Genomic DNA, 23,655 nt, shown 5'->3' with positions numbered 1-23,655 from the left:
CGTCGGCACACTGGCCGTTCGACAATGCCCGTTCGCGCGCGCACCACGGGCACCACGGGGCACAATCGTCGCAGAAAGGGGTCTCGATGGCTGCTGAGAGCGAGCCGGCGCGCGCCGGTCGCCCCCTCCTCGTGCCCCCACGAACCCTCGTTGTGGTCCCCGCCCTCAACGAGGCGGCGAGCGTCGGATCCGTCGTCCGAGCCGTTCACGAGCACGCGCCCGGCGCCGACGTCCTCGTCGTCGACGACCATTCCGGGGACGACACCGCCGCGGTGGCCCGCGCCACCGGCGCGACTGTCGTCACCCTCCCGTTCACCTTGGGAGTCGGCGGAGCGATGCGGACCGGCTACGGCTACGCCCTGCGCCATGGCTATCGCATCGTCGTGCAGGTCGACGGTGACGGCCAGCACGACGTCCGCGACCTCCCCCGACTCGTCGAGGCCCTGCGCGGAGCCGACGTCGTCATCGGTGCCCGCTTCGCCGACGACACGCCGTACGAGGTGGGAGGCGCCCGACGGTTCGCGATGCGGATCCTCGCAGCCGTGATGTCTCTGATCGTCGGCACCCGACTCACCGACAGCACGTCGGGCTACCGGGCGCTGGGCCCGCGAGCCATCCGCCTGTTCGCGGAGCACTACCCCGCCGAGTACCTCGGTGACACGGTCGAGGCGCTGGTCATCGCGCGCAAGTGCGGCCTGGTCGTCCGGCAGGTCCCGGTGCGGATGACGGCTCGTGAGCACGGACGCCCCACGCAGGGCGTCGTGGGGTCCGTCGTCTACCTTGCACGGGCACTCGTGGCGATCGGCCTCGGGCTCGTCCGCCGCTGGACGTGTCCGCCCGCCCCCGAGGCGGTGTCATGAGGCCCGACGGGTACTGGCTCGGGCTCGTCGGCGGCCTGCTCGTCCTCGGCATGTCACTCGAGCTGGTCCGCCGGCGTCACGTGCGCGGCCGTCTCGCCATCGCCTGGGTCGTCCTCGGCACGGTGTCGGTGTTCTTCGCCATCTTCCCGTCGGCGCTGGACTGGATCACCAGGACCCTGCGCGTGCAGCTCCCCCTCAACCTCATCCTCTTCGCCGGGGTGCTGTTCCTCCTCGTGATCTCGATGCAGCTCGCCTCGGAGGTCGGCAGGCTCGAAGCACGCACCCGTCGGCTCGCCGAGGAGGTCGCCCTCCTCCGCGCGGACGCCGTGCGACCGACCGGACCCTTCGCGGCCTTGCCGCCGGACGGCCAGCCGGGTGGCGGCCAGCCGACGGACCCTCACGGGCATGACTGACCGGCCCCCCCTACTGGACATCTTCGTCCCGTACTGGGGAGACCCGACGCTGCTATTCGAGACCGTGGCGAGTCTCTCGGCCCAGACGAGCGACCGATGGCGCGCGGTGGTAGTCGACGACTGCTACCCCGACCTCACGGTGAGGGACCACTTCGCCCGTGAGGACCACCCCCGGATCTCCTACGTCCGCAACGCCACGAACCTGGGAACCACGGGCAACTACGACCGCTGCCGCGGCCTGGCCTCTGCCGAGCTCGTGATGTTCATGGGCTGCGACGACCTCGTGGAGCCGGACTTCGTGGCGCGCGTGGTCGCCGACCACGAGGCCTTCCCCGACGCCGCCATGATCCAGCCGGGAGTCCGCGTGATCGACGAGTCGGGCGCGGCCGCGCAGCCTCTGGCGGACAGGGTCAAGCGCGCCATCAGACCTCGCGTCGAGCAGCCGACCCAACTGGGCGGGGAGGCGCTGGCCGTGAGCCTGCTTCGCGGTGACTGGCTCTACTGGCCGGCACTGGTCTTCCGCACTGCGGCGATCAGGGACGTCCCGTTCCACGACGACCTGCCGATCATCCAGGACCTTGCATTCGTCATCGACCTCATCGCGGCGGGAGAGACCCTGGTGTTCGACCCGGTCGAGACCTTCTCCTACCGGCGTCACCTCGCCAGTGCCTCCGCGACGAGCATCCTCGGCGGCACCCGTCTCAGTGATGAGCGGCGGTACTACGCGTCGGCCGTGGCACAGATGCGCGAGCTCGGTTGGCATCGCGCCCGGAGGACCGCGTCGGTCCGGTGGACTTCTCGCCTGCATGGGCTCGCCCTGCTGCCCTCGGCCCTCAGGCGGCGGCGATGGACCGCGCTCGTGCCCCTGCTGAGGCACGCGATGGCGCGGTGAGTCAGGCCCGGGCCTGCCCTCCGACCTCGCGAAGCACTCGGTCCAGCACCGGCCCGGCCGCGCGGGACCACGAGAGCTCCTCGAGGAAGACAGCGCGAGCACGACGTCCGAGCCGACCGGCCGCCGCTGCGTCGTCGAGCAGGCGCACCAGCGCGGAGGACACCTCCTCCGGCCGATCAGCGAGGGCGACGGCATCCTTGTCGACGCGCACGCCGTGGAGTGCCTCGGGTGTGGCGACCAGCGGGAGCCCGTACGACAGCGCCTCGTAGACCTTGAGCTTGGTCCCACCGCCGCTGCGCAGCGGCGCCACGACCGCCCGAGCGACGAGGTAGAAACCCTCGACGCTGTCGACGTCGGCGTGGAGCGAGATCGAGTCCGAGCCGCCGGCCAGGTCGCGCACCCTCCGGCCGGGGTTGCGCCCCACGATGTCGAGGTGGGCGTCGGCCCGGCTCCGCAGGACCAGGGGCCAGATCCTCGTCGCCAGCTCCTCGACCGCCTGCTGGTTGGGGGGGTAGTCGAGAGACCCGACGAAGAGCACCCTCGGCTCGCTGTGTTCCGGGTCGGCGACGCGGTCAGGGGTCGTGACCGAGCTCGGCACGACGGTGCATTCGCCCCGGGCACCGAGGGCGCGCAGTCCGGCGGCGTCCGGATCGGAGACGGCCAGCAGGACCCTCGAGCGATCGAGCAGGTCCCGCTCGGCGCGCGACACCCGCCGCGCGTCGATCGACAGCGTGACGCGATCGCCCACACCCGACGCACCGCGCGCCATCACGCGGAACCGCTGGCCTTCGAGGTTCTGCGCGTCGTAGACGACGGGCAGACCCGGAGGAAGCAGGTGATGCGCGATGCTCCAGGACATCACCTCCGACACGACCGCGACGGACGGGGCGAAGGCCCGGATGCGAGCGCGGAGGTCGTCACGGCCACCCCGCCGCAGGCGAGGTGAGCGCAACGGGTCCGGACTGAACAGCTTCGCGGCCAGGCTCCTGGGGACTCCGGCAGGTTCCGCGAACGTCAGGAGGGTGAGGCCCTCGTGCTCGTCGTCGGGTCCACCCATGGGGACGACGAGCGCCACCTCGTGCCCGCGGGCGAGGGCCGAGAGGACCAGCCCACGCGTGCGGATGTCGCCACCGTGACGCGCGGTCCCCCAGGGCCGGGGGTGGAACCACAGGACCCGGGTCACCGCAGGCTCACCGCTCTGAAGACCGCCGCGTGGGCCTCGGCGGCTCGCTCCCAGGTGAACTCCTGGCTCCAGCTCGCGGCGCGTGCCCGGGCAGAGGGTGTCATGTGCATCGCCCGACGGATGGCGTCAGCGATCGCCTGCGGGTCCAGTGGGTCGAACGTCTCGGCGTGGTCGCCGCAGACCTCGGCGAGGGCACCGAGCTCGGACACGGCGACCGAGCACCCCGACGCCATGGCCTCGAGCGCTGGCAGCCCGAAGCCCTCGTACGTGCTGGGGTAGGCCAAGCACGCGGCCCTGCGGTAGAGGTCGCGCAGCTCCTCGGGCGACACCAGTCCGCGTTGCTCCACCCAGTGAGGGGCGTCCGGCAGCGGCGCGCCACCTCCCGTGAGGACCAGCGTGAGCGTCGGGTCCTCGACCCGTAGACGCTCCATGGCCTCGAGGAGCCGCGCATGGTTCTTGTGCGGCCACCGCCGCGCCGGGTAGAGCACGAAGTTGTCGCGCTCGCCGTAGTGCGGCGTGAAGGACGGGTCCATACCCAGCCGGATGACGTGGATCCGCTCTGGCGGGATCCTCAGGAGCCGGACGATCTCGTCCTTGCTGAACTCACTGTCGGTGATGACCGCAGCGGCCCTCCGGGCCGTCCGATCGTAGGCCCAGCGGCGGTAGAGGCGCTCAGCACGCGAGAAGTGCTCTGGCAAGGCACGGTGCTGGACGTCGTGGAGGGTGACGACGTACGGAGTGCGACCGGAAGGCGGCAGCGCGACCGTGAATGGGTAGTGGACGACGTCGTGGTAGCGAGCGTGCCGGCGCGGGCCACCCGGGAGGAGGAGCCTGGCCGTCGTGAGCAGGCGCCGAACCGCACCGGGCGCAGTGCCCCACCGTTCGCGTCGGACCTCGGCCTCCAGACCGTTCGCCGATACGGTGGAGGGCAGCAGCGCGATGAGGGCCAGGTCGGATCGTCGGGCGAGCCGGGGCAGCAGACCTCGCACGTACGTCTCGGTTCCGCCCATCCCTCCATCCACCCAGGTCAGTGCCGACACCAGGAGTCGCGGTACGGCTGGCCGGTCCATTCCGCTCACTCGTCACCCAGGGGCACAGAACCGTTCACGTAAGCATCCACGTCACGGGCCACGAGCTCGGCGGCAGCGGTACCACGCGCCGCCATCACGTACCAGGACAGTGTCCTGGAGACGGCCTCGCGCCAGTTCCAGTGACCTTGCCAGTCCAGGACCTCGCTGGCCGCCGTCGAGTCCAGGGTCAACACGCCGGTCTCCCTCATGTCGGGTCGACCGACCACCTGCCGGCCCAACCGCGAGCCGGGGACGAGCCTCGCCCACTCCGCGGCAGCGAAATCCACGACCTCGCCGACGGCGACTGCCTGGTCCTGGCTCGGTCCGAAGTTCAGCGCGGAGGGAACGTCGCGGCCGCTGACGAGGTCCTCGACGAACAACAGATAACCCGCGAGGGGTTCGACGACGTGCTGCCACGGTCGTATCGCCTCCGGCATGCGCAAGGACACCTCGAGCCCCGCAGCCCAGGCGCGGACCAGGTCAGGCAACAGCCGGTCGGCGGCCCAGTCGCCGCCCCCGATGACGTTGCCGGCGCGCGCTGTGGCAGTCGGCACCGGCGATGGCCAGGAGGAGACGACGAGCTCGGCCGCGGCCTTGCTCGCGGAGTAGGGATCCTTGCCGCCCAGGAAAGCGGTTTCGGCGAACGGGGCGTCCTGACGCACGTCGTACACCTTGTCCGTCGTCACGACGACGCACGCCCGGACACCGTCGAGTTGCGCAACGAGGTCGAGGACGTTGACCGTTCCCTGGACGTTGGTGGTGTAGGTGGTCCGCGGGTCGGCGTACCCGGCACTAACAAGGGGCTGGGCGGCGAGGTGGAGGACGACGTCCGGAACGAACCTACGGGCGTCCTCCTGCCAGGTCCCTCCCGCCACGTCGCTCCGCGACTCGGTGACACCGCTGACCCCGAGCTGTTCCCACAGGCAGGGCTGGCTTGGCGGCTCGGGGAGGGAGACCCCGTGGACGTCGCTGCCCATCTCGCGCAGCCACCACGTGAGCCAACTGCCCTTGAACCCGGTGTGACCGGTGAGGAGGACGCGGCGACCACGCCAGAATTCGACGTCGGGTCTGCGCCCCACCATCTCGAGCTCCTTCTTCGTCATTCGACCAGACCCCTCCTTGTGCCGAAGAGCATGTCGGTGTACCGAGGCCTCCACCCGCGAGCCGTGAGCCACTCGATGTCAGCCAGTTCCACCGAGTGGTGCTCGGTCCGCTCGGCCGCTACAGCGGACCACCTGGCTCCCAGTGCTTCAACAAGTTCACTCACCGTTCGCGACCGCCCGGACCCCACCGCGAGCAGTCCGGTGAGGTCGGCGGTGACGGCGGTGACCATCGCCCGGGCCACATCTGCCGCGTGCACGAAGTCGTGGCGATCGCTCGGAGTCCGCAGCGCGACCGCGCGACCGGCACGTGCTGCGGCCAGTGCCTCCGCGACCAGGGCGGGTCGGCCGATGGACCCGTCGACGACGTACGCGGGGCGGAACCAGCCCACCTCCCCGGCGTCGATGTCGGCAGCGAACGTGCGGCGCAGCATCGCCTTGTGCAGCGTGTACGGGTCGAGGTCGTTGCCGGCTGGGTCCGCGGCGTCCACGACCGACCCCGTGAGCCAGCACTGGGCACCAGCCGACCGCGCCGCCTCGACGAGCCGCACGGAGGCTTGGTACCACGCAGCGTTGTCGGTGCTCGAGCGGTACCCCGGTGTCCCGCTGGCCGACCACGCAAGATGCACCACGTGCGTGGGGCGTTCGCGCGTGACGAGTCGCTCCGGGCCGCCTGGTTGGAGAAGGTCTCCCTGGGCGCTTCCGACAGGTATCACCACGGACCCGTCAGACGGCCACTCACGTCGCACCCACCCGCCGATGAGGCCAGTGGCTCCCGTGAGGAGCACTCGGTGGCTCAGGCGGGCGGCCATGACGATCCAGCTCGATCTTTGTCCGACACCCGGGTCGCAGGGACGGGCCAGCTGATGCCAAGGCGCGGGTCGTCCCATCGGATGGTTCGAGCGTGCACCGGTGAGAACGCTCCGGCCATCAGGTACGTCAGCGACGTGTCGTCGGCGAGGGTCTGGTAGCCGTGAGCCACACCGGGAGGCAGGTGCAGGGCGGTGTCGTCGTCAGCACTGAGGTGCACCGACAGCCAGGTGCCATAGGTCGGCTCGTCGGGGCGCACGTCGACGACGACGTCGTAGATGGCGCCGTGGGTCACCCAGAGGGTCTTGGTCTCCTCGTTCGGGGCCACCTGGTAGTGCAGACCCCGCACCGTGCCCGCCGCGGAGTTCGTCGTGGTGAGGACCTCGTCGACCTCCAAGGACACCCCCACCTGACGAAGGAGGCGCGCCGACAGGACCTTGCGCAGGTTTCCCCTGTGGTCAGGGTGACGAGCCCCGCGGAGGAGCAGGACCCCGCGGATCGCCTGTTCCTCGATGAGGCCCATGGTCACGTCAGTCGTCGCATCGTCGGGATGGCGGTCCAGCACTCGGCATCGGGGACGAGGTCTCGGACCACGGGAACGACCTCGGAGGCGATGTTCCACGGCAGGACGAGGACGGCATCGGGTTGGTATGCGGGCAGAGAGGACGGAGCGACCACGGCGACGTGCGACCCAGGTAGGAACCTTCCCTGCTTCGCGGAACTTCCGTCCACGACCACCAGCAGGTCGGCGGGCCCACCGCCCGCCGCGTTCAACAGCGTGTTGCCCTTGGCAGCGGCACCGTAACCGACCACCGTGCGGCCCTGTCGTTGTTGCTCGTCGAGCCATCCTCGGAGACCATCCAGTGCCAAGTGGCTGCGCTGAGCGAAGGCCGCCCACGTCTCGGCGTCGAGGAGACCTTCTGCCAGCTCCCCACCGACCGTCTCATCGACGCTCGGGTGCACCGGGTGGGCACTCGTCGTCCGAGCGAGCCAGTACCGGTTCGACCCCCCATGAGTCGGGAGCGCGTCGACCCGTACCAGCCGTAGCCCGTGCGGCCCGACCGCGCGCTGGACAGCGTGAGCCGTGAGGTACGAGAAGTGCTCGTGGTAGATCGTGTCGAACTGGGTCTCGCGCAGGAGGTTCAGGAACGACGGATTCTCGACGGTGATGATCGTCTCGTCGTCGCACAGCGCCGCCAGCCCAGCCGCGAAGTCATGCAGGTCCGGGACGTGTGCCATGACGTTGTTCGCCACCACGAGCCGCGGGTGGCCGTATTCGTCGATGATGCGCCGAGCGCAGTCAAGCCCGAAGAACTCGGACAGGGTGGGCACTCCGCGACCTCGTGCCAGCTGAGCCACGTTTCCAGCCGGCTCGACGCCGAGGACCGGTATGCCCAGCTCCTTGACCTGCGCAAGCAGGTAGCCGTCGTTGCTCGCGACCTCGACGACGAGGTCATCCTGCGACAGCGAGAGGGACTCGCGCATGTCGCTGGCGTACGCACCTGCGTGCTCCACCCAGGAGGTGGACACCGACGAGATGTACGGATAGTCCTTGCTGAAGATCCGCTCGGGCAGCACGTACTCCCCCACCTGCCCCAGACCGCACGACGTGCAGATTCGCAGGTGCAGCGGAAAGCTCGGATCGGGCGAATCGGCAGTCAGGGCCATCTCGTTGGCCAACGGCTGTCGACCGAGGTCGAGCACCGACACGAGCGCGGTGGAAACACAACCGCGACACCGTGTCGTTCCGCGAGGGCTCAGGGAATCAGCGTCGTTCACGTCGTCCGCCACGGGGCCCTCCCCGAATCCCAGATGCGATTGAGCTCGTCGCGCTCCCGCACGGTGTCCATGGGCATCCAGAAGCCGTCGTGCTGGTACGCCGCCAGTTTCCCACGATCGGCCAGGGCCGTCAGCGGCGCGGACTCGAACGGCATCGCGTCGCCCTCGATCAGGTCGAGGACCTCCGGCTCGACCACGAAGTAGCCGCCATTGATCCAGTCGTGCAGGTCGCCCGGCTTCTCACGGAACTCGTCGACCCAACCATTGGACACGCCCAGTGATCCGAAGCGCGGCGGAGGGTGGACGGCGGTGACAGTAGCGAGGGCTCCGGCGGCCTCGTGACGGCGGACGACCTCGTCAACGGGCACATCCGACAGCCCGTCTCCATAGGTAAGGAGGAAACGTTCCGTCAACAACGGCGCCAGCCGCCTGAGCCGGCCCCCGGTCATGGAGTCCTCCCCGGTGTCGATCAGGGTGACCTTCCAGTCGACCCGGCTCTGGGAGAGGTACTCGACCGTGCCTGAGGCCAGGTCGACGGACACGTCACACTCGTGGAGGAGGTGGTTCGCGAAGTACTCCTTGATGACATAGCCGCGATACCCCAGTGCGACAACGAAATCGGTGTACCCATAAGCCGCGTAGTGCTGCATGATGTGCCACAGGATCGGCCGTCCACCGATCAGCACCATGGGCTTGGGGATCGCGTGCGTTTCCTCGGCAAGCCGAGTACCCCGACCGCCTGCCAGGATCACGGTCTTCATGATGTGGGGGCTCCCTTGCGGAGTGGACGAGGTCGGTGGTGCAGGACGTGCTTGAGATCCTTGAGGTTGTGGTCGAGCCAGGCTCGGCTCGTCAGTGCCAGAAGGAGCTCCCCGCGGGCTGTCCGACGCGTCATCCAGTCCACGTCGGGCCCGGAGGTTTCACGCCACAGGGCACGCCATAGGCGCAGCTTGCGCCAGCTGACCGGGCGAGCCCCGGGGGTCAGGCTGTCGGCCATCTCCTCGTCGGTCTTCGTCGGGTATACGCGGTACTGGAGCAGCGGCTCGTCGACGACGACGAGCGGACCTCGAAGGAGGAACCACCAGGTGAGGATGACGTCGGCGGCGAACTCACCACGGAACATCGGGGAGGCGAGGAGGACCTCCCTGCGGTACAGGCAGTAGGACTCGGTCCATCGGTGCCGCCTCAGGAAGGACCGCAACCGGACGCTGGGCCGGACGTCGGCGAGCTCCGGATCCCGTTGCAGCCCGACCGTGCGCCCCTCGAGGTCGATGAACTCCACGGTGCACAGGCAAGCCGCAGCTGAGGGCGAGGAATCGAGGGCAGCGGTTGTCCGCTCGAGGAAACGCGGATGGAAACGGTCATCGGCCGCCAGCCAGGCGAAGTACTCGCCGGTCGACTCCTCCACCGCCCGAGTGAAGTTCCATGAGGCCCCCGCGTTTCGCGGTGCCACCCGCACGGCGTCCTCTCCGAGGCGCTGCGTCGCGAGGAGCCTGCTCAGGTCGGTCGACGCATTGTCGAACACGAGGAACTCCGTCGGCGCCAGCGTCTGGCCGAGAACCGAGTCGATGGCGTCCCCGAGGAACCGCTCGCCGTTGAAGACGGGGAGCGCGATCGTCGTCGTCGCAGCCCGACCTGCGGCCACGTCAACCTCCTCCTTCACGCCCACGGAATTCCTTCACTCTAGTCACGGCGGGTGCCCATGCTGGGGATATCCGAGCACGACGACCGAACGACCGAGAGCCTGACTTTGAAGGGCGCGACTGGCCGGTCAGAGGCTGTCGCCCCCCGATCCCCACGCGAGCGTCGAGAGGTGCTCGCGTGTTCGGGAGTCCGCTTCCGCCCATTGGCGCGTTCGATTGTCGGCCACGAGGAGGTTCGACTGCCCGCCGGACCTGAAGGTATGGCTCACTGCCCACTGCTCCGGCGCGAAGACACCTTCCCGACCGACGACGAAGACGCCCAGATCGCGCGACTGCACCTGGCGCGTCAGACTCCGCCGTCCCGACTCGAGCTCCCATGCGCGGTGCTTGCTGGTGACCGTCGGCCACCACAAGGACGTCATGAGATCGCGCTCGATAAGGAAGGCGTTGGTCCGCAGGTGCGCGTTCGGGAACTCAGGCCACCGCCGCCACGGGCGAGCGTTGCCCATGGACTCCCACGAACCCGTGGCTCCCACGAGGCCGACCCCCGGCGCACGCCAGGCCTCGTCCAGGCGCCGCAACCATCCGTCCGATACAGGTGCGCTGTGGGAGTTGAGGAAACAGAGCCTTCGCGTCTGCACTTCAGCTGCAGCCACTCGGTACGACTGCAGGTCGATGGTCGAGCGCGGAACCTCCATGGCGTCGTACTCGATCCCCTGCAGCGCCACGAGGTGCTGCGGTGCACGGTCCGCGCGAATTCCGCTCAAGAGGACGAGCAGGCGGTGCGGACAGCCCGGGTCGTGGCGCCGATAGGCGTCGGCGAACTGCTCCACTGGGCCCGTTCCATAGGAGGCGCTAACGAGGTGCACCACCGTCAGGTCTGTGTCGTGAAGGATGCTCCTCTCGCCCTTGGTCATGTTCGTCCACCCCCGATGCCACGATGCCGCAGGGCATCGAAGACCTCTGCAGGCACCGCTCGGGTGACGAGTGCGACAGCGACGAAGACCGCTGCGGCGATTCCGGTAGCGACGAGGTCACCCACAGGTGCCACGGTGGCAACCACCACGGCCGCCATAGCCGCGACGAGTGCTTTCCACGTGTGGCGCAAGCGTGGACGCATCTGCGCGTCTGCTCGACCCAGTGCCACCCAGTACACGGCGGCCATAGCGAGGTCACCGGCGACCGTGGCCACTGCGGCTCCCAAGGCGCCCCAGAGCAGCACGGCGGGGATTCCCAAGACGAACGCGCAGCCGAGGGCCGTCGCGTTCGCGCGGAGGATCGAAGCGTCGAGGTCCATGGCGATGGCGGCCATGGTCGACGCCATGGCCAGAAGTGCCCCCACGAGGGCCAAGCTCTGCACCTGCAGGACTGGGATCGCTTGTGCGTACTCGGCACCCCCCACGGCGAGAATGATCGGCTCGGCGCCGACGACCAGCACCGTGACGAAGAACCACGTCACGACCGTCGACACCTCGACCATCCGCTGGAAGAAGCGGCGCAGGGAGTTCCGGTTCTCCTTGTACGCGAGCGACATCACCGGCAGTGCGACGAGGAACACCAGCAAGGGCAGCCCGGTGATGGCCTCGAGGATGCGGGCCGACGTCCCGAACAGGCCGGTCTGGGTCTCGTCCGAGAGCTGGAAGACGAGCAGGGTGAGCAACCTGAGGTACACGGCACCGACGACGGTCGCGAGCGCCATGATGAGCGACTTCCTGACCAGCTCACCGGACTCCCGCAGGCGCAGCGTCGGCCATCCCAGCGACCCCTTCGCCAGCAGGCGCGGGGTGACGAGGACTGCAACCACCGCAGTCGGGACTGCCGCAGCGAAGAAGGGAAGGAGCCCTGCCCCGATCAGGACGAGCACGACGATCGCAGCTGTCGCACCCAGAGACTTGAGAAGGTCGAGCGCCGTGAGCGCGCCGATGCGCAGTTCCACTGACAGGGGCATTGCCAGGGCGGAGGCAGCGACTGAGACGATCCACCCGAGTCCGGCGAGCAGGGTTCCGAGAACGAGGAGAGCCGGGTACCCAGCCGCCAAGGCGAAGAGCACGGCCAACGCCATCGCGACTGGGGTGACGAGCAGACGGATGCCCAGCAGCTGAGACATGAGCAACCGTCGCTCCTTACGACCGCCTCGCACCGCGAGCTCACGGTTCCCCACAGCGGTCAAGCCACCGTCGGCCAGTCCTCCGGCGAGGGCCACCAGAGACGTGACGACTGCGTAGCTCCCGAACTGCTCGACGCCGAGGTACCGCAACAGCAGGACCGATCCGGCCACGTTGGCCAAGGCCCCTACTCCGTAACCGAACGTTCGGAGCACGCCGCCCCGGACGACCCTCGCACTGGCCCGGCCGCCTCCGTCGTCGACGGTGCCAGGGTCCGACGGCTCGTGCGCCGCCTCAACGGCACGCTCCCGGGCCGGACGTTCGTTCTGTGTCATGGCTACCTGCGCTCAGACCGCGCGGGCGACAGCACGGAGCATCTCGTGCTTTGTCGGATGGCGTCGAGCCTGCCAGGCACGCTCCGCCCACGTGTCGTACAGGCGCGCGGCGAGCCGGGCTGGCTCCAAGGCGACGCGCGGCCGCAACATGCTGTGTCCCGAGACCGTGTGGACGTTGGCCACCTCGAAACCGGCCTGCCCGAGCAACGTCGCCAGTTGCTCGGGCGAGTAGAAGGCAACGTGGTTGGTCGGGTCGAGATGAAACCACCGGGTGCCCGATAGTCGGGCTCGCACGCTACCGATGTTCGGGATCTCAAGGAACAGCAGCCCGTCGGGCCGCAAGGCCGATCGGAGCCGGACCAGAGCAGAGAGGGGGTCGCGCAGGTGCTCCAGTACGTGCCAGGCACAGACGACGTCGACGGTGCGGTCGCCAACGGAAGCAGTCTCGATGAACGCGGCCTGGACATCAACACCAAAGGTGACGCGTGCGGCCCGAGCCAGGCCGGGTGCCGGCTCGATGCCCTCGACCGCGAACCCTGAGGCCTGCGCCTCGTGCAGGAACACGCCGTTGGCGCTCCCCACCTCCAGAAGGCGGCCCTCCGCGCAGTATTCGTGGACCCACGACAACCGTGTGCGTGCCTCGAACCGACGTTGTGCGAGGTCGTGAATGTACGAGGTGCCGCCCGGATAGTTCGCGAAGTACTCGTCCGTGTACAGCTCGTGGAGCTCCTCGGTCGTTCTCGCGGGGGCGAAGAGGAAGTCGCACGTGCCACAGCGTACGAAGCCAGCCGGCCCGTATGTCGCATCAGGTGACGAGGTGGCACCGCAGAGCCAGCACGGCGCCTCGGGCACGGAATCACCTCGAGGCATCGGGTGGTGACCCTCCGACGCGGAATCGTTCATGGCCTGTCGAGGATATCCGGGCCACGCACAGGGCGCCCGGCGCATCGCCGTGAACCGCGGACCCCGTCATTGACGTGAGAGTGCCGCCTCAAGGGCCGCGAGCATCGGAACCTTCACCGCCGTGTCAATCGACAACCGCGTCACAAAGGCCTCCCGGGAGGCCTTCGACAGGGACGTCGCGTGGACGTCATCGTGGAGAACTTGAACCGCAGCGTCCGCCAACAGTCGCGAGGACGTCTGGACGGAAGCCTCACCGTCCCTCACCCCGAAGCCCGAGACTGCCTTTGGCGTGCAGACGACCGGAACCCCGTAAGCCATCGCCTCGACCACCTTGAGGTTCGTCCCACCTCCGGACCGCATAGGCAGTACGACACAGCGCGCCTCCCGATAGAACGGTGCGAGGTCCGCGACGGCTTCGTGCAGCCGGACCTCCGCGACGCTGGCCTGGATCACGGCACGCAGCGAAGCCGGAGCGCGGCGACCGACGACATCCAGCCGGACGCGCGGTTCGGCGTGATGGATGACGGGCAACACCTCGGTCACAAGTTCCGTGAGTGCCTCCACGTTCGGTGGGTAGTCAAGGCTTCCCACGAAGAGGAGCTTCGGTGCTGAACTGAGGCCCTCCATCTCGGTCGGCGTGAAGATGCTGTTGGGCACGACGTCGACTCGGGTCTGCGGAACGACGCGTCTGAAGTGCTCGGCGTCCATCTCGCTCACAGCCAGGATGCCGGATGCCCGGCGAGCCAGCTCCCCCTCCTTGATCGCCACCCTCGAAGCGTCAACCCCGTAGGTCACGCGCTCGAACCACGTTCGTGCGGTCCGTCGCAGGTCGCGGTAGAGGCGCGTGTCCACGTTGTGCGCGTCGTACAAGGTGGGCAGGCCCCGGCCGACCACCCTGGAAGCCAGGGCCGCGCTCGTTACCTCGGCCACGACCACGAGGTCAGGCTCGAACGCCGCGACGATCGCAGCAGCACTCCGCACGGCCTTCCGGTGGCCTCGAGCCGCCCGCAGGGGTTCGACGGACGCCAATCGAGAAGCCCAGCGCGCGGGCCGCCAGGCATAGTCGGCCACCGTCACGACAGGGAAGTCGTGGCTGGCCTCCAGCTCTCCCCAGGGCGTGGCGGGGCAGATCATCATGACCTGGTGGCCAGCCTCGGCGACGACGGAGACCATGGCGCTGATTCTCAGGTCCGGGCCCCCTCGCACGACCCCCCAAGGCTGGGTCTTGACCCAGACGATTCTCGCCACCACGACCCTCTCCGTCGACGAACGCTCTCCGGAGGGTACGGCGTCAGATCTCCCCGTCGCTGACCTGGCGGTCGACGCCACCGGCGCGCGGAAGGGAAACAACCCAACCGCGGTGTGTCAGACGCCGCATGAAACTAGGGTGTCGCCCGTGTCTGGGCAACTGGTGGGGGAACGCCTCCATGGCCGCGCCAACGCCCTCAACGCGGTTCGGCTCGCCCTGGCACTTCTCGTCGTCGTCGGGCACAGCTGGCCGCTCTCGGGCTCGCCCTGGCCGGGTGGACCACAACTGGCCGGCCTCGCCGTGAGCGGGTTCTTCGCGTTGTCGGGCTACCTCATCGCGCAATCCCGCGACCGACTCCCCCTTCTGGCGTTCCTCCGTCACCGGATGGCGCGGATCCTGCCGGCGTTCTGGGTGTGCCTCGTCGTCGTCGCGCTGCTGTTCGCCCCCCTAGTGACGTTGCGGACGCGGGAGCACTTCGAGCTCATGAGCGCCCTCGACTACATCCGTGGCAACGCGTTGCTCTTCATCGGCCAGTGGGGAATCGACTCGACCTTGATGCGGGTGCCATATCCGGGCGTCTGGAACGGCTCCCTGTGGACCCTGTGGTACGAGGCCATCGCCTACGTCTGCGCTGGACTGTTCCTCGTGGCAAGGGTGCGCCGTGCAGCCCCCGTCGCCCTTCCAGCGCTCGCCCTGGCCCTGTGCGCCTTGGTGGTGGTGGTCCACGGCCCGTTCGACGGTGGATCTCCGTTCACCCACCATGGGCTCCGGCTGCTCGCGACCTTCGCCGCCGGCGCAGCCATGTGGGCGCTTCGCCACCAGCTGAGGAGCAACCACCTCGTCGGCATCGCCTGCCTCCTGTTCGCGGTCGTCGCAACGTTCACACTTCCCCCGGCGTGGGGGTACGCCCTGACTGCGGCGCCACTGGCCTACGGCCTGGTCTGGCTGGGGGCCACCCTCCCGTCTGGCGTGTTCCAGACGAACGACGTCTCCTACGGGACGTACGTCTACTCCTTCCCCGTCCAGCAAGTGCTCGCGGCCTTCGGGGCGGCCACGCTGGGAGTCGTCGGCTTCGCCGCGGTGAGCATCGCGGCGACGATGCCGTTCGCCGTGGCGTCCTGGTTCCTCGTCGAGCGCCCCGTGCTGCGCCGGACGCGGCGTCGATCATCTGCGACCGCGGCGGAAAGACCCAGCCCAGCGGAGGTGCTGGCGCCGCGCTGATCCTCATGACCGGTTCGTCCCTACGGGATGGTGCCGTCGATCGTCGTGGGGACGAAGGTGGCGACCCACCACCATGACGCGATGATGGACACGGCGATCGCAGGTACCAGGACCGCAAGGCGCCAGCGGAGCCTGGCCAGCGCCGGCACCAACACGAGTCCGATCGGGAAGGCCAGGAGCAGGTACCTGAGCGGGGAGGTGCTGATGACGGAGACGGCGACGAGGTAGGGCGGATAGGCGACGATCCACGCGCGGAGGACGACCGGGGTCTCGTCGGGGACGATGCGGAGCCCGACCCACGTGGTGAGGCCGACGAAGAGGAGAACGAGGAGCCCGAGGAAGGGGTACTCGAGGGCGGCGAACAGGATCGACGGTGGAGACCCCGGCTTGCGGAAACCCCTCATCGCGTCGAAGTAGACGAACGGCCGCCCTGCCATGAGTCCCGACACGATCGGCCACGCAAAGCTGGCCAGCCCGGCGACACCGACGAGCATCAACGGGGCCGCCAACCGCCTTCCGCGCTCGCTGCGCCGGTGGAGCGACCACAGGTGAACGGCAGAGACGACGACGAACGGCGCAGCGATGGCTCGGGAGAAACCCAACAACACCATGGCACCGCCGCAGAGCAGGTACGACTCCGACGCCAACGAGCGCAGCGCGGTCACGACGAGGAGCAAGGCCAGGCCCTCGACATACGCCATCTGTAGCACTGGGAAGGCTGGTGAGAGTGCCAGCCCAAAGACGATTGCCAGTGACCCCGACGAGCCCCACAAGCCACCCATCCACCGGGCAGCCACGACGACAGCAGCGGTCGCGCACGTGACGCTGATGACCACCGCAGCCGTCGCGATGGACAACCCGGCCAGCGTCGAAAGCAGTCGCACGAGGAGGGGGTACAGGGGGTAGAAGGCGTAGGGGCTCAGGTCCGCGGGGCTGTTCTCAGAAGGCAGTTCCGGGTACCCGCTCCGGGCGATCGACTCATAGTGGGCGGCGTCCCAGTTGAGGCGACCGTTCGGCCACCCGGGCTCGACCAGGTGAAAGGCCAACGCAGCACCACCCTGGAGGATCAGGAAGAGTGATGTCGCCGCCAGCGCAGGACGGTCGCGCAGCCACCGAGGGGAGGTGGTCGGTGGATGCCCCACTGGCGTCTCGAGTGCGCTGGTCATCCGCACGCTCGCCGATGGAGAGGTTGCAGGAACAGTGGAGGGGTGTCGGAACGTCGGGCCCGGATTCGCGGTGGCCGCATGCTCCTCCTCCCTCACGGTCCTGCAGTCGGCGGTTCGTGCACAGCACGGTATGGCCTCGGGGCTCGGGCAGCGGGCATCTTCCATCCCCTTGCGCGTTTCATCGACCCACCGCCGCCCGAGGGACGGCAATGAAGCCCCAACACGGTCCGTCGTCGTTCAGCAGCGGACGAAGACGGTCCCGTAGGGCGTTTCCTCGCCCCTGCAGAAGGATCGTCTCACGGCGTCGTTCGCGACGTCTGAGAGATCGGGTAGACGGGGAAAGAGTCGGGCCCGCTCCTCGTCGCTGAACTCTGTCAGGAGCAGCACGCTGGCGCCCTCGACGTCGCTCGCGAGCCGCTCCTGCTGCGTGAGGTCGAGTCCTGGCGGGACCTCGAGGTAGTAGCCGTCAGCGGCGCGCGCTGGCATCAGGTGGTAGAAGAATGCCCACGTCAGGGTCGGCTTGGACATGTCCTGCGCGCCGAGGAACACAGATCCTCCACCTGAGGCCCGCTCCAGCGCCTGGACCGTGTGGCGCATCCGTGGTGCGGTGTCCTTGCTGGCGATCACCGAGTGGTTGCCGACGGCAACCTGCTCCACCTCCCGCCACGGAGTCCCGGCCGCATCGAGTGCCCCGCTCATGAGGACGATGGCTGCCACGCCGCCGAGCCACAGCCGAGACATCGGCGCTAGGAGCGCGCCCGACGCCTCACCGTCCTCCGCTCCCGGCGAACCCGCCGCACCCGCTGCACCCGCCGGAACGATGTGCGCGACGGCCAAGGGGATCGACGACGCAGCCACGAACACGAGATGGAGGACGTCCGGCCGCTGAGCCAGCTGCGGCAGCTGTACGGCGACGTAGACCGCGACGAAGATCGCCGACGGGTCCGCTCGACGCATCCCCAGGACGACCATCGCGAACACCGCGAGGATGAGCACTGCTCCTCCAGCGATCACGGAGGGGTCGAGCGAGGCGTACCCGGCATTGGCGCCCGCACGGCCGAACATGTTGACGGCCCACTGCCGACCGGCAACCCCCGCGTAGAGCGCAACGGGCACCAGCCCGACGCCGAGGCCGACGACGAAGGGCCGGAACCGCACACGGCTGCGGACGACGAACGGCAATGCGCAGGCGAGCCCCACGATGAGCATCTCGGCCCGCCAGAAGGTCGACATCGCGATGAGTGCGCCGCTGACCGCGCCCGTCCACGCGGGTGGTGGGCGCTGAAGGATGGCCACGGCGGCGAGGGTGACGGCAAGACCGCCGAACCAGGCGTACGCAGTCACCTCGATGAACGAGACATAGAGGACGGTCGTCAGGGCGGCCGCCAGCGCGATGCTCCGACCACGTCTCGCGCAGCAGGCGTAGACGCCCAGAGCAAGAGCCGCTTCGTACGTCAGGGCGACGAGGCGCTGGACCTCGACGCTGGGCTCCATCAGGGCGAAGGCGGCCGCCAGCACGTAGTAGTTGGCCGGTCCGTAGGTGACGAAGAAGTCGCGGTGCGGCACCCGTCCGGACAGAACCTGATCCGCGTAGACAAGGTTCGACTGCGCGTCGAGGGTGAGGTCTGGGTCCCAGAGCCCAGCCAGCCCCGTCAGCGCCACCGCGCCGGCGATGACGAGCACGGGCAGCGCAGCGCGTCGAGATCCCCCCATGTCCTCCCCCTCGAAACCGTTCGAGCGTCAGCGGGCGTGGGCCGTGCTCGCGACCCCGCCACTTCGCACTCGAACGTGACCCGCCAAGATGTGCCGCAGATAGGCGGACCGGGTCGCGCTCGGAGAAGACAGGTACGGCCGTTCCAGCACCTCGAAGCTGAGCGCGACCAACGGCACGATGACGAGCAGCGCGATGCCAGCCCTCGTCATTGCCGTGCTGGCCGGCATGGTCACCCACACGACCCACATGACCGGCAGGTGCCAGAGGTAGAGGCTGTACGCGCGGATGCCGACCGCCCGCAGCCAGCGGGCGGCGAGGAGACGCGAGGTCGCGACCCGGGCCCAGCACCCGTGGACCACGACGAGGGCGGCGACAGCGGCACCCGGCAGTACGGCGAGCTTCCAGCCCCACGACAGGGGGTCGCCGGGAAGGACCACGAAGATCGCGAGCATCACGATCGCCATCGCCGAGTACGCCGGGTCCTTGGTCGGCGCCGGACCGTGGAGCTCGCGATGCTCGTGGCCAACTGCCAGGGCGGCTCCCGCCACGAGAACGCCCAGGTTCGCGACGGGGAGGTGGTAGAAGGCCAGGTCCGACAGGGGCAGCGCAAGACCGTAGAGTGCAAGGGCCCCTGCGGCGAGAACCCCCCTCGTCCGCCTGGCGCTCAGCCCCAGCCTCCTCGGGGTGAAGATCGCGACGGGGCCGAGCAGGTAGAAGGCCCACTCGACGGTCAGGCTCCACGTGGGGCGCAGGATCACGGCCGTGTCGATACCGAATGCGTTCCCGATCGCCGTCACCTGAAGGAGCGCGACACCGGCATCACGCGCCACAAGAGTGAGTGGTGCCGCCGCGAACCCGAGCATGGCGACGCTGGTGCCGAGCACCACCACCAACAGCACCGGAGCGAGACGCCGCGCACGACGCCGGAGGAAGCGGGCATACGAGGCGGCAGTCGGCTCCACCCGCCACAGGATCCGGCCCACGAGGTAGCCGGACAGCGCGAAGAAGACGATGACGCCGCTGGAGCCCAGGGTCGGGAAGGGCAGCAGTCCCATGTGGGTGACAAGGTGCCCGGAGAGCACTGCGAGGGCCGCGAAGCCCCGGAGTCCGTCGAGCGCGCGGTCGCGTTCGGGAACGCGGGATGCGCTCGTCGATTGATCCATCTGCCGCCCCTGCCGCGGTCAACCCGCCCAACTGGTCGACACGGGCAGAGAGCCCGGGTCGACAGTCCCCTGCAGGACCGGCGGCGTTGACAGTGTGCACCCTGCCTGACCTGCGCGTACACCGAACGACGAAGCCGGTGTGCCGCTCGTGGCGGCACACCGGCTCCGGGTGTCAGTCAGGCGTGCTGACGCAGGACGTCAGTAGCGGTAGTGCTCCGGCTTGTACGGGCCGGCGACGTCGACGCCGAGGTACTCGGCCTGCTCCTTGGTGAGCTCGGTGAGCTCGACCCCGAGCGCGTCGAGGTGCAGCTGCGCGACCTTCTCGTCGAGGTGCTTGGGCAGCGTCTCGACCTTCGGGTTGCCCTCGTCGTCGATGTACTCGTCGGTCTTCCCGAACAGCTCGATCTGGGCGATCGTCTGGTTGGAGAAGGAGTTCGACATGACGAAGCTCGGGTGGCCCGTGGCGTTGCCGAGGTTCATCAGGCGGCCCTCGGACAGGACGATGATCGAGTCGCCGTCCTCGAAGGTCCACTCGTGCACCTGGGGCTTGATCTCGGTCTTGGTGATGCCCGGGACCTTCGCCAGGCCGGCCATGTCGATCTCGTTGTCGAAGTGGCCGATGTTGGCGAGGATCGCCTTGTTCTTCATCTGCTGCATCTGCTCGGCGGTGACGACGTTGAAGCAGCCGGTGGAGGTGACGATGATGTCGGCCTGGCCGACGACCGAGTCGAGCTTGGCGACCTGGTAGCCGTCCATCGCGGCCTGCAGCGCGCAGATCGGGTCGATCTCGGTGACGATGACGCGGGCGCCCTGGCCGCGCAGCGACTCCGCGCAGCCCTTGCCGACGTCGCCGTAGCCCGCGACGACGGCGACCTTGCCGCCGATGAGGACGTCGGTGGCGCGGTTGAGTCCGTCGATGAGCGAGTGGCGGCAGCCGTACTTGTTGTCGAACTTGCTCTTGGTGACCGAGTCGTTGACGTTGATCGCCGGGAAGAGCAGCTCGCCGGCCTCGGCCAGCTGGTAGAGGCGGTGGACACCGGTGGTGGTCTCCTCGGTGACGCCCTTGATCTCGGCGGCGACCTTGGTCCACTTCTGCGGGTCCTGCCCGAGGGTGCGGCGCACGAGGGCCTTGAAGACGCCGAACTCCTCGGTGTCGTCCTCGGTGGTGGGGGGCACCTGACCGGCGGCCTCCCACTCCTTGCCCTTGTGGACGAGCATCGTGGCGTCGCCACCGTCGTCGAGGATCATGTTGGCGAGGGCGCCGCCGGGCCAGGTGAGGATCTGCTCGGTGCAGTCCCAGTACTCCTCGAGGGTCTCGCCCTTCCAGGCGAAGACGGGGACGCCCTGGGGGTCCTCGGGGGTGCCGTGCGGACCCACGACGATGGCCGCGGCGGCCTCGTCCTGGGTGGAGTAGATGTTGCACGACGCCCAGCGGACCTCGGCGCCGAGCGCGGTGAGGGTCTCGATGAGGACGGCGGTCTGCACGGTCATGTGCAGCGAGCCGGCGATGCGGGCGCCGGCGAGCGGCTTGCTCTCGCCGAACTCGGCGCGCAGGGACATCAGGCCCGGCATCTCGTGCTCGGCAAGACGGATCTGGTGACGGCCGGCCTCAGCCAGGCCGAGGTCGCGGACCTTATGGTCAACGGACATGCGTGAGCTCCTTGGAGTCAGGACGGTGGGTTGACCCGGCGTCGCCCTTCTGGGCCGCACTGGTGTGGAGGGATATCACCCGCGCCGGCAAGGGCCCAGTGTACCGAGGCCCACGGGGGGCCTGTCCAACTCGACCCTCCGCCGTCGAACCTGACCACGACCCTGCACACGCGCAACGGCGGCCGCGGCCGCAGCCTTCGACGCGGGGCCAAACCGGTGGTCACGAAAGCCCCATGCGGGCCCCTGGTCAGGTGAAATACCAAGTAGTCCCCCGTTCAACCGGGTGGCAGCGTGCGCTGGAGACCACGGCGCGCACGGCGGGTTCGTCAGGGGTCCGCCACCGTCGACACGGACGACGGCAGGTGTTGGGCGTCGGAGGGGACGTCGTAGCCCCGGCCGACGCGGTGTCACGCCCGAGTGGACCCGACACCCGCCCTCCGGGCGGCTGGGCCGTCGTACCCGCAGGGGGTGCGGCGGCCCGGTCTCATTCCTCCCGCTGGTCCGCCGCCGCACGCCGCTCGCGGTCCCACGGCGGACCGTCGACGCTGTCGGCTCCGGGCGTGCGGTCGACGTCGGGCTCGAGGTAGAGCACGAGGGTGAGGTCGGGCACGGCAGCGCGGGCCGCGGCCTCCGCCTCGTCGATGGCGGCGGCCACGTCGTGTGCGCTGTCGGTGGCCCCCACCGCGACCTTGGCGGCCACGAGGACCTCGTCGGGACCCAGGTGCATGGTCCGGCTGTGGATGACCCGGTCGACGCCGGTGGGCGACTCCAGGGCGGCGATGATGGCCGCCCGGTTGCGTGACCCCGCGGCCTCGCCGACGAGCAGCGACCCCATCTCCACGGCGAGGAACGCCGCGACGCAGACGAGCAGGAGCCCGATGAGGCCCGAGCCGATGCCGTCGAACACGGGGTTGCCGGTGAGGAGCGTCAGGCCGACACCCGCGGCGGCGAGGACGAGCCCGATGAGGGCGCCGGAGTCCTCGAGAAGGACGACGGGCAGCTCGGGCGACTTCGACCCGCGCACGAACCGCAGCCACGGCCGGCCGTCGCGCACCTTGTTCGACGCCCGAACCGCCGTGCGGAAGCTGAGCCCCTCCATCACCATGGCGACGCCGAGGACGGCGAGCGGCACCCACCACCAGCGGCTGGCGAACGGGTCGTAGTCCTCCTCGGACAGCGACTCGCGGACCTTCTCGTAGGCCTCGTACAGCGCGAACAGCCCGCCGAGGACGAACAGGACGATCGCCACGAGGAAGGAGTAGACGTACCGCTGCTGCCCGAAGCCGAAGGGGTGGTCGAGGTCGGCGGGGCGCCGGGCGCGCTTGGCGCCGACGAGCAGCAGGACCTGGTTGCCCGAGTCGGCGAGGCTGTGGATGCTCTCGGCGAGCATCGAGGAGAACCCAGTGAGCAGCCAGGCGACGAACTTGGTGACGGCGATGCCGAGGTTGGCGGCCAGCGCAGCGAGCACCGCGGTGGTCGACTCACCCTCCGCCCCGTGTCCGGAACTGCTCTCCTGCGCGTCCTGCGACTCGTCCCGGCTGGCCATGTCGGCGACTCTAGACCCGGCTCGCCGGACCGCTGTCGACCCGGGTCGGGCCGGTTAGCGTGGGCCCATGCCGACCCCCCGCGGAACCCTCGCCTGGACCGCCGCCACCGAGCGCCCCGACCTGCTCGCCCCGCCCGTCGCGGCGGTCGCCGCGTCGGTGCCCGGGCTCCTGGTGGCCGAGATCGACCCCGGGCTCGCCGACACGGCGGCCCTGTGCGACGCGTACGACGTCGACCTCGCCAAGAGCGCCAACTGCGTCGTCGTCGCGGCCCGGCGGGCCGGGGTGACGACGTACGCGGCGGTCATGGTCCTGGCCACGCACCGGGCCGACATCAACGGGGTGGTGCGCCGCCACCTCGGCGCGCGGAAGATCTCCTTCGCCCCGATGGAGGACGCCGTGAGCCTCACGGGGATGGAGTTCGGCGGCATCACCCCGGTGGGGCTCCCCGACGACTGGGCGGTGCTCGTCGACGACGCCGTCGCCGAGGCGGGCGAGGTCTGCATCGGCAGCGGGGTGCGGCGCAGCAAGCTCGTGGTGGAGGCCGCCGCCCTCCTCGCGCTGCCGCACGCCGAGCGCCTGGCGCTCGCCAGCCACGCCGGCTGACGCCTCCGGGAACCTGGCCGGGCCTGCGTCAGTCGCGGAGCAGGTCGAGCCAGTGGCCCAGCAGGAACCCGCACACCGCGGCCTGCAGGCTCGCCACCACTCCGTAGACGACGACGCAGGCGGCGACGAGGGCCATGAAGATCCCCAGTGGAGAGCCGTGCGCGACGTCGAGCTGCTCCTGGACGACCTCCATCCCGACCGTCCCGATGCCCACGACGTTCGCGACGAGGATGCCGCGCCGATGCAGAG

At 69.3% G+C, this 23,655-nt stretch carries 23 protein-coding genes; 5 read left to right on the top strand and 18 right to left on the bottom strand.

Annotated elements, in window-relative coordinates; translation table 11 throughout:
* Positions 1-86 precede the first annotated feature (86 nt).
* From ACFLFB_RS06425 to ACFLFB_RS06415, 3 genes are read left to right on the top strand one after another with little or no spacing between them, the layout of a single operon-like run.
* Positions 87-860: a glycosyltransferase family 2 protein gene (locus tag ACFLFB_RS06425; RefSeq protein ID WP_392544880.1), complete on the top strand. Its 774-nt coding sequence runs from the start codon at positions 87-89 to the stop codon at positions 858-860.
* Positions 857-1,273, top strand: a complete 417-nt coding sequence (locus tag ACFLFB_RS06420; RefSeq protein WP_392544879.1) for a DUF2304 domain-containing protein — start codon at positions 857-859, stop codon at positions 1,271-1,273. Before ACFLFB_RS06425 ends, ACFLFB_RS06420 begins: the two co-directional genes overlap by 4 nt.
* Positions 1,266-2,165, top strand: a complete 900-nt coding sequence (locus tag ACFLFB_RS06415) for a glycosyltransferase (RefSeq protein ID WP_392544878.1) — start codon at positions 1,266-1,268, stop codon at positions 2,163-2,165. Before ACFLFB_RS06420 ends, ACFLFB_RS06415 begins: the two co-directional genes overlap by 8 nt.
* 1 nt (position 2,166) lies before the next feature.
* Here ACFLFB_RS06415 and ACFLFB_RS06410 read toward each other — a convergent pair whose 3' ends face one another.
* The 12 genes from ACFLFB_RS06410 to ACFLFB_RS06355 form a co-directional block, all read right to left on the bottom strand.
* Positions 2,167-3,348, bottom strand: coding sequence for a glycosyltransferase family 4 protein (locus ACFLFB_RS06410; protein ID WP_392544877.1), 1,182 nt, complete (start codon positions 3,346-3,348; stop codon positions 2,167-2,169).
* A complete protein-coding gene (locus tag ACFLFB_RS06405; protein WP_392544876.1) occupies positions 3,345-4,358 on the bottom strand; it encodes a glycosyltransferase family 4 protein in 1,014 nt (337 codons plus the stop codon). The genes ACFLFB_RS06410 and ACFLFB_RS06405 overlap by 4 nt, the downstream gene beginning before the upstream one ends.
* A gap of 65 nt (positions 4,359-4,423) precedes the next feature.
* Complete coding sequence (gene rfbG / locus ACFLFB_RS06400; RefSeq protein ID WP_392544875.1) at positions 4,424-5,521, bottom strand: CDP-glucose 4,6-dehydratase; 1,098 nt, start codon at positions 5,519-5,521, stop codon at positions 4,424-4,426.
* On the bottom strand, positions 5,518-6,330 hold the full coding sequence (locus ACFLFB_RS06395; protein ID WP_392544874.1) for an NAD-dependent epimerase/dehydratase family protein: 813 nt from the start codon (positions 6,328-6,330) through the stop codon (positions 5,518-5,520). Before ACFLFB_RS06395 ends, rfbG begins: the two co-directional genes overlap by 4 nt.
* Positions 6,315-6,851, bottom strand: coding sequence for a dTDP-4-dehydrorhamnose 3,5-epimerase family protein (locus tag ACFLFB_RS06390; protein WP_392545391.1), 537 nt, complete (start codon positions 6,849-6,851; stop codon positions 6,315-6,317). The genes ACFLFB_RS06395 and ACFLFB_RS06390 overlap by 16 nt, the downstream gene beginning before the upstream one ends.
* Before the next feature lie 2 nt (positions 6,852-6,853).
* The gene (locus ACFLFB_RS06385; RefSeq protein ID WP_392544873.1) at positions 6,854-8,119 is read right to left on the bottom strand and encodes a class I SAM-dependent methyltransferase; all 1,266 of its coding nucleotides are present in this window, start codon (positions 8,117-8,119) and stop codon (positions 6,854-6,856) included.
* Positions 8,104-8,868 carry a glucose-1-phosphate cytidylyltransferase gene (rfbF, locus tag ACFLFB_RS06380; RefSeq protein ID WP_392544872.1) on the bottom strand — a complete coding sequence of 255 codons (765 nt, stop codon included), beginning with the start codon at positions 8,866-8,868 and terminating at the stop codon, positions 8,104-8,106. Before rfbF ends, ACFLFB_RS06385 begins: the two co-directional genes overlap by 16 nt.
* Entirely contained in the window at positions 8,865-9,752 is an 888-nt protein-coding gene (locus ACFLFB_RS06375; protein ID WP_392544871.1) for a glycosyltransferase family 2 protein, read from the bottom strand. Before ACFLFB_RS06375 ends, rfbF begins: the two co-directional genes overlap by 4 nt.
* Before the next feature lie 126 nt (positions 9,753-9,878).
* Positions 9,879-10,667, bottom strand: coding sequence for a hypothetical protein (locus ACFLFB_RS06370; protein WP_392544870.1), 789 nt, complete (start codon positions 10,665-10,667; stop codon positions 9,879-9,881).
* Positions 10,664-12,190, bottom strand: coding sequence for an oligosaccharide flippase family protein (locus ACFLFB_RS06365; protein ID WP_392544869.1), 1,527 nt, complete (start codon positions 12,188-12,190; stop codon positions 10,664-10,666). Before ACFLFB_RS06365 ends, ACFLFB_RS06370 begins: the two co-directional genes overlap by 4 nt.
* 12 nt (positions 12,191-12,202) lie before the next feature.
* Positions 12,203-13,042, bottom strand: coding sequence for a class I SAM-dependent methyltransferase (locus ACFLFB_RS06360; protein ID WP_392544868.1), 840 nt, complete (start codon positions 13,040-13,042; stop codon positions 12,203-12,205).
* A 117-nt stretch (positions 13,043-13,159) separates the two neighbouring features.
* Entirely contained in the window at positions 13,160-14,266 is a 1,107-nt protein-coding gene (locus ACFLFB_RS06355; RefSeq protein ID WP_392544867.1) for a glycosyltransferase family 4 protein, read from the bottom strand.
* Positions 14,267-14,489: 223 nt separating this feature from the next.
* Here ACFLFB_RS06355 and ACFLFB_RS06350 point away from each other — a divergent pair, with 223 nt between their 5' ends.
* Positions 14,490-15,563, top strand: coding sequence for an acyltransferase family protein (locus tag ACFLFB_RS06350; protein ID WP_392544866.1), 1,074 nt, complete (start codon positions 14,490-14,492; stop codon positions 15,561-15,563).
* 20 nt (positions 15,564-15,583) lie between these two features.
* Here ACFLFB_RS06350 and ACFLFB_RS06345 read toward each other — a convergent pair whose 3' ends face one another.
* From ACFLFB_RS06345 to ACFLFB_RS06325, 5 genes are all read right to left on the bottom strand, one after another.
* Positions 15,584-16,729, bottom strand: a complete 1,146-nt coding sequence (locus ACFLFB_RS06345) for a hypothetical protein (RefSeq protein ID WP_392544865.1) — start codon at positions 16,727-16,729, stop codon at positions 15,584-15,586.
* Positions 16,730-16,966: 237 nt separating this feature from the next.
* Positions 16,967-18,412 carry a hypothetical protein gene (locus tag ACFLFB_RS06340; protein WP_392544864.1) on the bottom strand — a complete coding sequence of 482 codons (1,446 nt, stop codon included), beginning with the start codon at positions 18,410-18,412 and terminating at the stop codon, positions 16,967-16,969.
* A gap of 57 nt (positions 18,413-18,469) precedes the next feature.
* Complete coding sequence (locus tag ACFLFB_RS06335) at positions 18,470-19,606, bottom strand: acyltransferase family protein (RefSeq protein WP_392544863.1); 1,137 nt, start codon at positions 19,604-19,606, stop codon at positions 18,470-18,472.
* 198 nt (positions 19,607-19,804) lie between these two features.
* Entirely contained in the window at positions 19,805-21,256 is a 1,452-nt protein-coding gene (gene ahcY / locus ACFLFB_RS06330; RefSeq protein ID WP_392544862.1) for an adenosylhomocysteinase, read from the bottom strand.
* A 484-nt stretch (positions 21,257-21,740) separates the two neighbouring features.
* Positions 21,741-22,802, bottom strand: a complete 1,062-nt coding sequence (locus tag ACFLFB_RS06325) for a cation diffusion facilitator family transporter (RefSeq protein ID WP_392544861.1) — start codon at positions 22,800-22,802, stop codon at positions 21,741-21,743.
* A 67-nt stretch (positions 22,803-22,869) separates the two neighbouring features.
* Between ACFLFB_RS06325 and ACFLFB_RS06320 the strand changes: the two genes are divergently transcribed.
* On the top strand, positions 22,870-23,406 hold the full coding sequence (locus ACFLFB_RS06320; RefSeq protein WP_392544860.1) for a YbaK/EbsC family protein: 537 nt from the start codon (positions 22,870-22,872) through the stop codon (positions 23,404-23,406).
* 28 nt (positions 23,407-23,434) lie between these two features.
* Here ACFLFB_RS06320 and ACFLFB_RS06315 read toward each other — a convergent pair whose 3' ends face one another.
* On the bottom strand, positions 23,435-23,620 hold the full coding sequence (locus tag ACFLFB_RS06315; protein WP_392544859.1) for a hypothetical protein: 186 nt from the start codon (positions 23,618-23,620) through the stop codon (positions 23,435-23,437).
* Positions 23,621-23,655 lie beyond the last annotated feature (35 nt).

The sequence above is a fragment of the Oryzobacter telluris genome (assembly GCF_043099285.1).
GTDB lineage: Bacteria > Actinomycetota > Actinomycetes > Actinomycetales > Dermatophilaceae > Oryzobacter > Oryzobacter telluris.
The sequence above is the reverse complement of the archived record's forward strand: the minus strand, read 5'-3'. Positions and strand labels throughout refer to the sequence as shown.

Coding starts and splice junctions, on each gene's coding strand:
- ACFLFB_RS06325 (WP_392544861.1), bottom strand. CDS start 22,802: ATGGCCAGCCGGGACGAGTCGCAGGACGCGCAGGAGAGCAGTTCCGGA.
- rfbG (WP_392544875.1), bottom strand. CDS start 5,521: ATGACGAAGAAGGAGCTCGAGATGGTGGGGCGCAGACCCGACGTCGAA.
- ACFLFB_RS06355 (WP_392544867.1), bottom strand. CDS start 14,266: ATGGTCTCCGTCGTCGCCGAGGCTGGCCACCAGGTCATGATGATCTGC.
- ACFLFB_RS06425 (WP_392544880.1), top strand. CDS start 87: ATGGCTGCTGAGAGCGAGCCGGCGCGCGCCGGTCGCCCCCTCCTCGTG.
- ACFLFB_RS06335 (WP_392544863.1), bottom strand. CDS start 19,606: ATGGATCAATCGACGAGCGCATCCCGCGTTCCCGAACGCGACCGCGCG.
- ACFLFB_RS06390 (WP_392545391.1), bottom strand. CDS start 6,851: ATGGGCCTCATCGAGGAACAGGCGATCCGCGGGGTCCTGCTCCTCCGC.
- ACFLFB_RS06370 (WP_392544870.1), bottom strand. CDS start 10,667: ATGACCAAGGGCGAGAGGAGCATCCTTCACGACACAGACCTGACGGTG.
- rfbF (WP_392544872.1), bottom strand. CDS start 8,868: ATGAAGACCGTGATCCTGGCAGGCGGTCGGGGTACTCGGCTTGCCGAG.
- ACFLFB_RS06420 (WP_392544879.1), top strand. CDS start 857: ATGAGGCCCGACGGGTACTGGCTCGGGCTCGTCGGCGGCCTGCTCGTC.
- ACFLFB_RS06365 (WP_392544869.1), bottom strand. CDS start 12,190: ATGACACAGAACGAACGTCCGGCCCGGGAGCGTGCCGTTGAGGCGGCG.
- ACFLFB_RS06405 (WP_392544876.1), bottom strand. CDS start 4,358: ATGGGCGGAACCGAGACGTACGTGCGAGGTCTGCTGCCCCGGCTCGCC.
- ACFLFB_RS06415 (WP_392544878.1), top strand. CDS start 1,266: ATGACTGACCGGCCCCCCCTACTGGACATCTTCGTCCCGTACTGGGGA.
- ACFLFB_RS06320 (WP_392544860.1), top strand. CDS start 22,870: ATGCCGACCCCCCGCGGAACCCTCGCCTGGACCGCCGCCACCGAGCGC.
- ACFLFB_RS06345 (WP_392544865.1), bottom strand. CDS start 16,729: ATGACCAGCGCACTCGAGACGCCAGTGGGGCATCCACCGACCACCTCC.
- ahcY (WP_392544862.1), bottom strand. CDS start 21,256: ATGTCCGTTGACCATAAGGTCCGCGACCTCGGCCTGGCTGAGGCCGGC.
- ACFLFB_RS06395 (WP_392544874.1), bottom strand. CDS start 6,330: ATGGCCGCCCGCCTGAGCCACCGAGTGCTCCTCACGGGAGCCACTGGC.